Genomic DNA, 11,372 nt, shown 5'->3' on the forward strand with positions numbered 1-11,372 from the left:
CCCTCGAAGAAGAAGCGGTCCGTCGGCAGGCCTGCCGCCACGATCGCGGTCATCACCGCCGAGGGTCCGGGAATCGGGGTGATCAGCACCCCGGCCTCGATGGCGGCCTGGACCAGCTTGAAGCCGGGATCGGAGACCAGCGGCGTGCCCGCGTCCGAGACCAGCGCCAGGGCTTCCCCGGCGAGCATGCGCGCGACCATCCGTTCGCGCACCGCCGCGTTCGAATGCTCGTGATAGGCCACCAGCGGCGTGGTGATCCCGTAATGCATCAAGAGGGTGCGGGTGACACGGGTGTCCTCGGCCAGGACCGCATCGGCGGCGGCCAGCGTCGCGAGGGCGCGGAACGAGACGTCCTTGAGGTTGCCGATCGGCGTCGCAACCACGTGCAGCCCGGGTTCGATGGCCTCCGCTTCGGCCGCGAGCCCGAAAGCGGTGAAGGTCGCGGGCGGCTTCGTGCCCGCATCCGCCGGGTCGCGTCGGCGCCGGGGCCGGGTGTCGGTCTTCTGCGTCATGGCGGGACCTTGCCACGTTCCACCCCCCCGGCGGAATGCGCCGGACGGGGTCAGCTCACATTTACTTTTGGGATCTAGACTTTAAGCGTGGGTCGTCTGCCGGCGACAGGGGGGCCTTCGATGGCGTGCACGAACAGGCGGCGAACCGGACCCGCGCGATGGTTCGCGCCGGCCGCGGCGGGTGCGTTGCTGGTCGGCGCCCTGGCCGCCTGCGTAGGAGGTCCCGATGGCGGGGCTCGCGTCGCGCGCGAATCCGTTCCGACCACCGCGCTCGCTGACGCGCCCTCCCCGGACGCACCGCCCCCCGTGGCGGGAAGCCGGATCGGAACCGGCTCGGTCAAGGTCGCGCTCATCGTGCCGCTCTCCGGGCCGGGCTCGGCCGTGGGTACCGCGATGCGCAACGCCGCCGAACTCGCGATCGAGGATTTCCAGAAGCCGGATCTGCAGATCCTGGTGAAGGACGATCGCGGGTCGCCGGAGGGGGCCCGCGACGCGGCACAATCGGCCGTCGCGGACGGGGTCGAACTCGTGCTCGGTCCGCTCTTTGCCACTAACGTCCAGGCGGCCGCGACCGTGATCCGGTCCGCCGGCAAGCCGCTCATCGCCTTCTCCACCGATGCGGGAGTCGCCGCGCGCGGGACCTATCTGCTCAGCTTCCTGCCGCAGGCGGAGGTCGACCGGATCGTGGACGAGTCCGTGGCATCCGGACGCAAATCCTTCGCGGCGATGATCCCCGAAACCGCCTACGGCAACGCCGTGGAGGCGCAGTTCCGCGAAGCGGTGGCGCGCAAGGGGGCCCGCCTCGTGGCCATCGAGCGTTACCCGGCCGGCAATCCCGGAGCAGCCGTCGCGCGGCTTTCGAGCCTGATCACCGGGCCGGGCGCCCAGGCCGATGCCCTGTTCCTGCCCGACACCCCGGATGGCCTCGGCGCGGCGGCGGCGGCGCTGGCCAAGGTGGGTTTCTCGCCGTCCCGCGTCCGCCCAATCGGGACGGCGGTGTGGGGCGATCCGCGGGTCTATGCCCTGCCGGCCCTCCAGGGCGGCTGGTACGCCGCACCCGATGCCGCGGGCTTCAACGGCTTCGCGCAGCGCTATCAGGCACGCTTCGGCAGCACGCCGCCCCGCGTGGCGACGCTCGCCTACGACGCCGTCTCGCTCCTCGCGGCCCTGTCGCGGCAATACGGCTCGCAGCGCTTCGCCGACACCACCCTCACCAACCCCTCCGGCTTCTCGGGGATCGACGGCACCTTCCGGTTCCGGCCGGACGGCCCGAGCGACCGCGCCCTGGCGATCTACGAGATCCGCAGCGGCGCCCCCGCCGTCGTCAGCCCGGCGCCGCGCACCCTCGGCCCCTCGGGCACCTGATCAAGCGGCAAGATCAGGCGGCAAGTGCCGCAACGACGGCGTTGAGGACCGGCGCTCCGGCGGGCGTCGCGGCGATGCGGCCGTCTGGGCTGGCAGCGATCAGGCCCTCTCCGACGAGATCGGCGATGCGCGCCGGATCGAGGGCACGGCCCTTCAGGGCCGCGTAACGGTCGGGGTCGATGCCCTCGCGCAGGCGCAGGCCCATCATCAGGAACTCGTCGCCCTGATCGGATGGCGCCAGCGTCTCGGTCTCGACGATGCCGTGGCCGTCCCGCTCGACGCGGGCGAGCCAGGCTTCCGGCGCCCGCTCGGTGACCGTTCCCAGACGGCCGTTCTCGGTCACGAGGCGACCATGCGCGCCGGGGCCGATGCCCGCATACTCGCCGTACCGCCAGTACAGCAGATTATGCCGCGATTCCGCGCCGGCCCGGGCATGGTTCGAGATCTCGTAAGCCCGGAGTCCGGCCCGGTCGCAGACCTCCTGCGTCACGTCGTAGAGCGCGCGCGCGGAATCGTCGTCGGGCGGTACCAACTTGCCGGCGGCGGCAAGCCCGTAGAACGGCGTGCCGGGCTCGATGGTGAGTTGGTAGAGCGACAGGTGTTCGGCCGCGCGGGCGATGGCGCCCTCGAGTTCGGCCCGCCACGCGGCCGGGCTTTGGTTCGGACGCGCGTAGATGAGGTCGAAGGAGTAACGATCGAAATGCGCCGCCGCGACCGCCACGGCCGCCATCGCCTCGGCCGCGCTATGCAGGCGTCCAAGCTGCTTCAGAGACGCGTCGTCCATGGCCTGGACGCCGAGGGAGACGCGGTTGACGCCGGCGGAGCGGTAGCCGCGGAATCGGGTCGCCTCGACGCTGGTCGGGTTCGCCTCCAGGGTGACCTCGACACCGGGCGCGACGCCCCAGGCTTGCCCGATCGCGTCGAGAAGACCGGCGACGGTGGCGGGCTGCATCAGCGAGGGCGTGCCGCCGCCGAGGAAGATGCTCGACACGGTGCGACCCGGCGTGCGCGCGGCCACATGGGCGATCTCGGTCTGGAAGGCCTTCAGGAACCGGACCTCGTCCACGGGCGCGTGGCGCACATGGCTGTTAAAGTCGCAGTATGGGCACTTCGAGGCGCAGAAGGGCCAGTGGACATAGACCCCGAAGCCCGCGTCGCGGGTCGGATGGTCCGGGCCTGTCGGTTCGGTCATGGGGCGCACGTCATGGGGCGGATGTGCGCGCCGGGGGGGCACTTGGCAACCCCGGCGCCCGTTTCACGGACGCCGCAGGCAGGCCTGCGCCAGGAGCACGAACGCACGGGCGCGGTGCGATAGGGCGTCGCCGGTCTGCCAATCGACGCCGTGCTTCTCCTCAGAGGAGATCTCGCCGAAGGTCCGGTCGTAGCCGTCGGGGAGGAACATCGGGTCGTAGCCGAACCCGCTCGCGCCGCGTGGTTCCACGAGCTCGCCGAAGACCCGGCCCTCGAAGGTCTCTGTGTGGCCGTCCGGCCAGGCGATCACCAGGGCAGAGACGAAGTGCGCCCGCCGGGTGATGGCCCCGCGCTTGTCGAGTTCGGAGGCGATGCGCGCCATGGCACCGGAAAAGTCCTTGGACGGGCCGGCCCAGCGCGCGGAGAACAGCCCCGGCGCTCCGTCGAGCGCATTGACGCAGAGCCCGGAATCATCGGCGAAGGCCGGCAGCCCCGAGGCCGTCGCGGCGGCGAGCGCCTTGATGGCGGCGTTCTCGGCGAACATCGTTCCGGTCTCGTCGGGCTCGGACAGCCCGAGTTCACCGGCCGAGACGGCATCGACGCCGAAGGGCGCCAGCAATTCGCGCATCTCCACGAGCTTGCCGGCATTGTGGGTCGCGATGACGACGCGGCCTCTGAGGATGCGGTGCCCGCTCATTGGCCGACCGCCTGCTTCTGGAGCGCGACGAGGGCGTGGATGCCGCCCTTGGCCAGACGCAGCAGCTCGAGGAGTTCGTCCTCCGAGAACGGCTTGCCCTCGGCGGTGCCCTGCACCTCGACCAGACCGCCGGAGCCGGTGATGACGAAATTGGCGTCGGTCTCGGCGCCGGAATCCTCGGCGTAGTCGAGGTCGAGGACGGGCTTGCCCTTGTAGATGCCACAGGACACCGCCGCCACGTGGTCGCGCAGGGGATCGACCGAGATGATCGAACGGCCGCGCATCCAGGTGAAGCAGTCGTGCAGGGCGACCCAGGCCCCGGTAATCGCGGCGGTGCGCGTGCCGCCGTCGGCCTGGATCACGTCGCAATCGACGGTGATCTGGCGCTCGCCGATGGCCGGCAGGTTGGTGACGGCGCGGAGCGACCGGCCGATGAGACGTTGGATCTCCTGGGTCCGGCCGGACGGCTTTCCGGAGGTCACCTCGCGACGGGTGCGCTCATGCGTGGCACGGGGCAGCATGGCGTATTCGGCCGTGACCCAGCCCTTGCCGGAGCCTCGCAGCCAGCCGGGGCCGCGCTCCTCCAGGGAGGCCGTGCAGAGGACCCTGGTGTCGCCGAAGCTGACGAGGCAGGACCCCTCGGCATGGCGGGAGACGGCGCGCTCCAAAGTGACGGTGCGCAACTCGTCGTGTCCGCGCTTCGAGGGCCGCATGCCGCTCTCCTTCTCGATTGAGGGTCGGGAGCGGGCTTTACGGGCCTGAGCCCAGCACGGCAAGCGAGGCTGCGAATGGTCCGGGCCGCCCGTGAAGCGGCCCGGACCACCGAAGGGCTCAGTAGCGGTAGCGGCGATGGCCGAAGTGATGGCCGTGGCGATGACCGAAATGGTGGCCGAAATGGCGGCGGTGATGATGGCCGAAGTGCCGGCCGCGATGGTGATGGTGATGGCGGAAACCGCGACCCCCGCGATGGTGCCAGTGGCGGCCGTACTGAACCTCGGTAAGGCCGGCGGCCGGCCCGGCGACTTCGGTGGACACGATGGCCGGGGCGGCCTGGGCACCCTGGGGAGCCCCGAACAGGGTCATGCCGACGAGAGCGAGCACGATGGCGAGGGATCGGATCAGACCGGACCGGGCTGAGGTTCTCATGGGGCAATCACTCCTGGAGGACACGTTTCGACGATCGTCGTCAGCGCCCGTGACCGGACGATGAGCAGTGCCAACGAATCGAACCGCCAAACGGTCTCATGCCGGAGCACGGTTTCTTTGCTTGACGCGCGACGGGATCAGGATGGAGGCATGGCTGTGCTCACGCCTTCGTCGCTGTGCGGCGATCGCCGGCGGCATTGTCTTCACGACGCCGGCCGGTCACAATCAGGCTTCAGGAACAGACCGTGACAGAGCCCGCCCGCCCCTTCTCGTCATCGCAGCAGATGCAGGTGCTCAGTGCGCTGAACGAACGCTCGCGCGAAATCTTCCGACAGATCGTCGAGAGCTATCTCTCGACCGGCGAGCCGGTCGGCTCGCGCAATCTCGCCCGCATCCTGCCGATGGCCCTGTCGCCGGCCTCGATCCGCAACGTGATGGCGGATCTGGAGCATTCCGGCCTCATCTTCGCACCGCACGCCTCCGCCGGGCGTCTTCCCACCGAGCAGGGCCTGCGCTTCTTCGTCGACGCCATGCTCGAACTCGGGGATGTCGGCCGCGAGGAGCAGGAGCGGATCGAGGCGCAGATGCGCGCGGCCGCCTCGGGCCACACCTTCGATTCCGCCCTCGCCGAGGCCTCGATGCTGCTCTCCGGCATCTCGCGCGGCGCCGGGGTTGTGCTCACCACGAAGACCAACGTCCATCTCAAGCACATCGAGTTCGTGCGCCTGGACCCCACCCGGGCCCTGGTCGTGCTCGTCTCCGACGACGGGTCGGTGGAGAACCGCCTCCTCGACCTGCCGCCGGGCCTGCCGGCCAGCGCCCTGCAGGAGGCCTCGAACTACCTGAACGCCCGGCTGCAGGGCCGGACCCTCGGGACGCTGCGGGCCGAGATCGAGTCGGGCCGGCAGGCGATGAAGCGCGAACTCGACGCCATCACTGAGCGCCTCGTCGATGCAGGCCTCGCCGTCAGCGTCGGCCCCTCGGATGCCCGCCAACTCATCGTGCGCGGCCAGGCCAACCTCCTCGACGACCTTCGCGCGGCCGAGGACCTCGACCGCATTCGCCTGCTGTTCAACGACCTCGAGACCCAGAAGGACGTGATCGAACTGCTGTCGCGCGCCGAGGGCGGCGAGGGCGTACGCATCTTCATCGGCTCGGAAAACAAGCTGTTCTCGCTGTCCGGCTCGTCGATGATCGCGGCGCCTTTTCGCGATGGGTCCCAGAAGATCGTGGGCGTCGTCGGCGTCATCGGCCCGACGCGGCTGAACTATGCCCGCATCGTGCCGATGGTCGACTATACCGCCAGGGTCGTCTCAGGTCTCCTCGAACGCAAACGCTGAGGCGAAACGCAAAGGGGCGGAGCCGAAGCCCCGCCCCCCAACAGTCTGCTCGAGTGGATCAGCCGCGGATCACGTCCACGATCTCGTAGGTGTCTGGATCGACGATGACGATGTCGTCATCCACCAGCACGTAGCGGTAATCCTCGTACTCCGGCGCGATCCGGACGATGTCCGGCGGCAGGTCATAGAGGGTGTAGCTGCGGGCGATGGCCGTGCCGACCGTGAGGGCGAACGCTCCGGCGGCGAGGCGCGGTACCCCGCGACGGAACACGCTTTGACGGAATTCCGTGCGCTGCGGCGCGCCGAGTCGGCCATAGGCACCCCGGACGGCACCGCGATCGCCACGGTCGCCTCGAGCCCCCCTGCCCTCGCGGTCGGCCCGGCCACCGCGCTCGTCCCGGTCCATCCGGCCGCCGCGATCCGCCTTACCGTCGCGATCCATCTTGCCGTCGCGATCGGCCTTGCCGTCACGATCCATCTTGCCGTCACGATCGCCCTTGCCATCGCGATCCGCCTTGCCGTCGCGGTCGCTCCGGCCGTCTCGCGTGGCCGCGCCACCATCCTCGCGGCCACCGCGCTCTCCGGCCGCCGAACCGGGACGGCCATCCTGGCGGCCTGCTCCACCCTCTGCACCACGGCCACCGGGTCCTTCGGCCCCGCCGCGCTGAGCACCACCGGCCGGACCGGCCCCTGACTCCGGACCACCGGCACCGCCGCGCATTCCGGCTCCGCCGGCCTCACCGCCGCCCGCGCCACCACGCATTCCGCCACCGCCGGCACCACCGCCCGCTCCAGCGCCACCGCCCGCACCCATCCCGGCACCGCCCCCGGCGCCGCCGCCCGCAGCACCGCCAGCTCCACCACCGGCACCGCCGGCGCCACCACCGGGGCCACCCTGCGCGAATGCGCTCGCCGCACCAATCACCAACGCCGCCGCCGTCACCGTGCTCCGCAAGAGCTTGTTCATGGAATCGAATCCGTTCTCGTTGTGCCAGACGCCGCTCGACGCCGATGCCACCCGCAACGAGGATCTTCGAGAAACCGTTCCCGGCTTTCTTGCGCTGATCTTTCCACGCGGCGCTCGGAACCTATTCTCGACGTCCGGCCAAGCTCAAAGCGAGCTCTTCAACAGGCTGGTTTCATCGATATCTTGGCTCTGGCCAGCAACCCGCTGGCAGCCCTTGTGAAATCCGTCTCACGCAGTAACGTCCGGCGCAAAGCGGGCCACGGAACGGCCTCGCCGAGCACACAGGGGTGAGACGGATGACAGGTGGGGCCGAAAGCATGGCACTCAGGGCGGACGAAGCCGCCGACAACCGCCGTCGGATCAAGGCGATCGTCGCCTCGTCGTCCGGCAATCTCGTCGAGTGGTTCGATTTCTATTGCTACGCTTTCTTCGCGCTCTACTTCGCGCCGGTCTTCTTTCCCGAGGGCGATGACACCAGCCAGCTTTTGAAATCGGCGGCGGTCTTCGCGGTCGGTTTCTTCATGCGCCCGATCGGCGGATGGCTGTTCGGCCGTATCGCCGACCGCCTCGGCCGCAAGACCTCGATGCTGATCTCGGTGCTGATGATGTGCGCCGGGTCGTTGATGATCGCGATCCTGCCGACCTACGCCACGGTCGGACATCTCGCCCCGGCCCTGCTGCTCCTCGCGCGGATGATCCAGGGCCTGTCGGTGGGCGGCGAATACGGCACCAGCGCCACCTACATGAGCGAGATCGCCGTGAAGGGCCGGCGTGGCTTCTTCGCCTCGTTCCAGTACGTCACCCTGATCGGTGGCCAGCTCCTCGCCTCGCTCGTGCTGATCATCCTGCAGAGCTTCCTCACCGCCCAGGAGCTCACGGCCTGGGGCTGGCGCATTCCCTTCGTCATCGGCGCCATCGCGGCGGTGGTCGCGCTCTACCTGCGCTCGTCCCTCGACGAGACCGCCACCAAGGAGGACATGGCCAACAAGGATTCCGGGACCTTCTCGGCCCTGTTCAAGCATTGGCGCGCCTTCTGCGTGGTGCTGGCCTACACCGCCGGCGGCTCGCTGAGCTTCTATACCTTCACGACCTACATGCCGAAGTATCTCTTCAACACGGCGCATATCGACAAGGTCACGGCCTCGCAGATCTCCACCGCCGCACTGTTCGTCTACATGATCATCCAGCCGTTCTTCGGTTGGCTCTCCGACCGGATCGGTCGCAAGGCGAATATGCTGCTCTACAGCGGCCTTGGCACCCTGATGGTGGTGCCGCTGATGACGGCCATCGGCTCCACGCAGAACGCGGTCCTGTCCTTTGCGCTGATCATGATCGGGTTGATCGTCATCAGCTTCTACACGGGCATCAGCGGCATCGTGAAAGCGGAGCTGTTCCCGACCCAGGTGCGGGCGCTGGGCGTCGGCCTCTCCTACGCCATCGCCAACTCGCTGTTCGGCGGCACCGCCGAGGCGGTCGCCCTGTATCTCAAGCAGATCGGCTCCGAGAGCACGTTCTTCTGGTACGTGACGATCATGCTCGGCATCGCCTTCATCGGCTCGCTGATCATGCCGAACCCGAAGCGGCACGGATACCTCGACGGCGACGGCACCGTCGAGGAGGCGCTGACGCGTAAGACCCGCCTCTCGGCGGCCTGAGCAGACCCTTCCTCCGACACTCCGAAAGCACGCGGCGCCGACGCACCGCGTGCTTTTTTCATCCCGTCACGACCGCGCTTCGATTCGCCTTCGCTGGTCCCGCGAACGCGAACGCCGTCGGCGGATCGTATGGCCGCGCGCCTCGTCGGCAGACCACGAGGTTGACCTGACGACTTCAGCCCGTCTCGCCGAGGACCGCCCGGCGCTGCCGGTCCAGTTCCTCGCTGTAGCGCTTCAGGGTGTGGCTCTCGGTGAGGAAGCCGATGACCTTGCGGCTCTTCAGGTCTTCGACCACCGCCAGGGCCTCGCTCTCGGTCCGGTCGAAGATCGCCGTGGCGATCTTGGCGTTCATGTCGGCGGTGAGAACGTCGGCCGTGTGGCGCAACAGGGCGGCAAGGTCCGGTGAGCCGTCCTCGGCCTCACGCAGGGCGGCATGCGCCTCCGGCACCAGGATGATGCCGGCGTAACGCCCCTCCCCGTCCACCATCACCACTCGCGAGGGCGAACCGAGGGGGTGCTTGCGCAGGAAGGCCGGCAGCGTCTGGTCGAGGGGGGCCATCGGCACCTCGCGGCGCATCAGCTTGCCCACCGTCAGGGTGCGGATCCAGCCGACGTCGTGCGCGCTGCGGATGCTCTCGCCGCGCAGGTGGAAGCGCCAGGTGGCGAAGGAGTAGCCGAAGGTCTTGCGCACCGTCAGGGACGAGGCGATCACCGCGACGAGGACGAGGCCGGTGATCGGGAAGCTCCCGGTGAGTTCGAGGGCGAGGAACGTCATGGTCAGCGGCCCGCCGATCACCGCGACCGCCAGGGCGCTCATGCCGATCACCGCGTAGGCGAGCGGGGTCAGCCCGAAGGCGGCAAGGCCGGGCAGGATCAGCGGCATCCCGGCGGCGAAGATCTCGCCCGCGATCGCCCCGAGGAACAGCGAGGCGAAGAACAGACCCCCGCGGAAGCCCGACCCGATGGAGATCGCGGAGGCGGTCGCCTTGGCGACGAACAGAAGGACAAGAGCGGAGAGACCGAGGGTGGTGCCGTGTGCGTCGAGGTGCAGGTGCAGCGCCCCGTGCCCCCCGGAGAGGATCTGCGGCGAGGCGAGGAGCGCCAGTCCGCCGACACAGAGCCCGCCGAGGACCGGAACGCACAGCGTCGGCAAGCGCGTGGCGCGGAACGCCGCCTCCACCAGCGTCACCCCGCGCATGATGAGGATGCCGAGCCCGGCGCAGATCAGGCCGAGGGCGAGACTCGGCACCGTGTCGAGGGGCGTGAGCATCGTCGTGGTGATGGCGTCCGCCCGCTCGACGGTGACGAGGGAGGTCTGCGCCACCAGGGCGCGGGCGACGACGCTCCCGCACAGGGCGGCCACGACGACCGGGGTCAATGTCGCGATGGAGTAGGTGCCGATGATGAGTTCGAAGGCGTAGAACGCACCCGTCAGCGGCGCGCCGAACGCCGCCGCGATGGCGGCCGCCGCGCCGCAGCCGACCAGGGTGCGCTGGTCGGCCCGGCGCAGTTCGAAGGACAGGCCGAGGCGCGAGGCCAGCCCGGCACAGAACTGCGTGTAGGCCGCCTCCATCCCCACCGAGATGCCGCTGCCGTTGGAGATCGTGTTCTGCATGACCACGATCGCGGAATCGCGGATCGACATCCGGCCGCCATGCAGCGCGTTCGCCTCGATGGGGTCGACGACGGCGCGGCGGGGGCGGCCGCGCCAGCGCAGGGCGAGGTTGAACAGCGCGAGCAGGATGCCGCCGAATGCCGGCGCCAGGAGCAGCACGAGGACCGGAAGGTCGGTGGCCGCACTGAGACGGAGTCCGGGCGGCAACCCGTACAGCAACTCGCGCATGACCTGCGTCGCCTGACTCATCGCCGCCACCGCCGCGCCGCCGCAGCACCCGATCAGGGCGGCGAGCACGATCAGGCCGATCTCGCTGCCGCGAACCAGGGCGCGCAGGTGTCCGGGCGCCTGCACGAGGACCTGTCGGGCGATCGGCGGGCGGGACGGGACGGGTTGTGGTGGCATCGACCGGTGTCGGAGGCGGGGGCCGGGAGGAGCGCGCATGGAAGGCGGACCCTCGCCCTGCTTAGCCTGACCGGAGTCCCTGCGTCGACCGCCAAGCGGGCACGTCCCCGGGTGGGGATAGCGCACACTTTTGCCGTCGATCCGCCGAAGGCGGGTTGAAATGCGGCGCGGCTCGGGATAGATCGCCCGCAGTGCCGCTGTAGCTCAGTTGGTTAGAGCGCTTGATTGTGGATCAAGAGGTCCCCCGTTCGAGCCGGGGCAGTGGTACCATTATTCCTTACGTATCATGACGCTGTCACGGCGGCCGTGCATCGCATGGCCGCTTTCTGCGTTCGAGCGCATCGTCATCGTCGGCGATGTGCCGAAACGCTCTCGACACCGTGGCGAAGTTGCCACGGGATTGCCCCAAACTGGGCCGTGTTGTCGCCACATCTGTCAAGCTAATCTCAATCCGTTGCCAGGGAACGGGGTTGGGTCGC

12 protein-coding genes and 1 tRNA gene are annotated in these 11,372 nt (G+C 69.4%); 6 read left to right on the forward strand and 7 right to left on the reverse strand.

Going from position 1 to position 11,372, the window contains the following annotated elements; genetic code table 11:
- Positions 1-512: SAM-dependent methyltransferase (locus tag K2X24_RS22605; RefSeq protein WP_292501344.1), on the reverse strand; the 512-nt coding region annotated here is incomplete at its 3' end.
- 120 nt (positions 513-632) lie between these two features.
- Between K2X24_RS22605 and K2X24_RS22610 the strand changes: the two genes are divergently transcribed.
- Positions 633-1,877 carry a penicillin-binding protein activator gene (locus K2X24_RS22610; protein WP_292501345.1) on the forward strand — a complete coding sequence of 415 codons (1,245 nt, stop codon included), beginning with the start codon at positions 633-635 and terminating at the stop codon, positions 1,875-1,877.
- A 13-nt stretch (positions 1,878-1,890) separates the two neighbouring features.
- Here K2X24_RS22610 and hemW read toward each other — a convergent pair whose 3' ends face one another.
- The 4 genes from hemW to K2X24_RS22630 all read right to left on the reverse strand — a co-directional run bounded on the left by hemW (position 1,891) and on the right by K2X24_RS22630 (position 4,911).
- On the reverse strand, positions 1,891-3,069 hold the full coding sequence (gene hemW, locus K2X24_RS22615) for a radical SAM family heme chaperone HemW (RefSeq protein ID WP_292501347.1): 1,179 nt from the start codon (positions 3,067-3,069) through the stop codon (positions 1,891-1,893).
- Between the two features lie 63 nt (positions 3,070-3,132).
- A complete protein-coding gene (rdgB, locus tag K2X24_RS22620) occupies positions 3,133-3,765 on the reverse strand; it encodes an RdgB/HAM1 family non-canonical purine NTP pyrophosphatase (RefSeq protein ID WP_292501349.1) in 633 nt (210 codons plus the stop codon).
- The gene (rph, locus tag K2X24_RS22625) at positions 3,762-4,478 is read right to left on the reverse strand and encodes a ribonuclease PH (protein WP_292501351.1); all 717 of its coding nucleotides are present in this window, start codon (positions 4,476-4,478) and stop codon (positions 3,762-3,764) included. The genes rdgB and rph overlap by 4 nt, the downstream gene beginning before the upstream one ends.
- 118 nt (positions 4,479-4,596) lie before the next feature.
- Positions 4,597-4,911, reverse strand: a complete 315-nt coding sequence (locus tag K2X24_RS22630) for a hypothetical protein (protein WP_292501352.1) — start codon at positions 4,909-4,911, stop codon at positions 4,597-4,599.
- A 284-nt stretch (positions 4,912-5,195) separates the two neighbouring features.
- On the opposite strand from K2X24_RS22630, the gene hrcA reads away from it, so the two are divergent.
- Positions 5,196-6,251: a heat-inducible transcriptional repressor HrcA gene (gene hrcA, locus K2X24_RS22635; RefSeq protein ID WP_292501363.1), complete on the forward strand. Its 1,056-nt coding sequence runs from the start codon at positions 5,196-5,198 to the stop codon at positions 6,249-6,251.
- 58 nt (positions 6,252-6,309) lie between these two features.
- On the opposite strand, the gene K2X24_RS22640 is transcribed toward hrcA, so the two are convergent.
- Positions 6,310-6,522: a DUF1236 domain-containing protein gene (locus K2X24_RS22640; RefSeq protein WP_292501353.1), complete on the reverse strand. Its 213-nt coding sequence runs from the start codon at positions 6,520-6,522 to the stop codon at positions 6,310-6,312.
- 3 nt (positions 6,523-6,525) lie between these two features.
- Between K2X24_RS22640 and K2X24_RS22645 the strand changes: the two genes are divergently transcribed.
- The 3 genes from K2X24_RS22645 (at position 6,526) to K2X24_RS22655 (ending at position 8,873) form a co-directional block, all read left to right on the forward strand.
- The gene (locus K2X24_RS22645; protein ID WP_292501355.1) at positions 6,526-6,945 is read left to right on the forward strand and encodes a hypothetical protein; all 420 of its coding nucleotides are present in this window, start codon (positions 6,526-6,528) and stop codon (positions 6,943-6,945) included.
- Positions 6,946-7,216: 271 nt separating this feature from the next.
- Positions 7,217-7,438, forward strand: coding sequence for a hypothetical protein (locus K2X24_RS22650; RefSeq protein ID WP_292501357.1), 222 nt, complete (start codon positions 7,217-7,219; stop codon positions 7,436-7,438).
- 97 nt (positions 7,439-7,535) lie between these two features.
- Positions 7,536-8,873, forward strand: coding sequence for an MFS family transporter (locus K2X24_RS22655; RefSeq protein WP_292501359.1), 1,338 nt, complete (start codon positions 7,536-7,538; stop codon positions 8,871-8,873).
- A 175-nt stretch (positions 8,874-9,048) separates the two neighbouring features.
- Here the strand turns inward: K2X24_RS22655 and K2X24_RS22660 are convergent, their stop codons facing one another.
- Entirely contained in the window at positions 9,049-10,893 is a 1,845-nt protein-coding gene (locus tag K2X24_RS22660; protein WP_292501361.1) for a chloride channel protein, read from the reverse strand.
- Between the two features lie 193 nt (positions 10,894-11,086).
- On the opposite strand from K2X24_RS22660, the gene K2X24_RS22665 reads away from it, so the two are divergent.
- Positions 11,087-11,163 (forward strand) — tRNA-His (locus K2X24_RS22665).
- The last annotated feature ends 209 nt before the right edge of the window (positions 11,164-11,372 follow it).

Source organism: Methylobacterium sp., from assembly GCF_019750675.1.
In the GTDB taxonomy this organism is placed as follows: domain Bacteria; phylum Pseudomonadota; class Alphaproteobacteria; order Rhizobiales; family Beijerinckiaceae; genus Methylobacterium.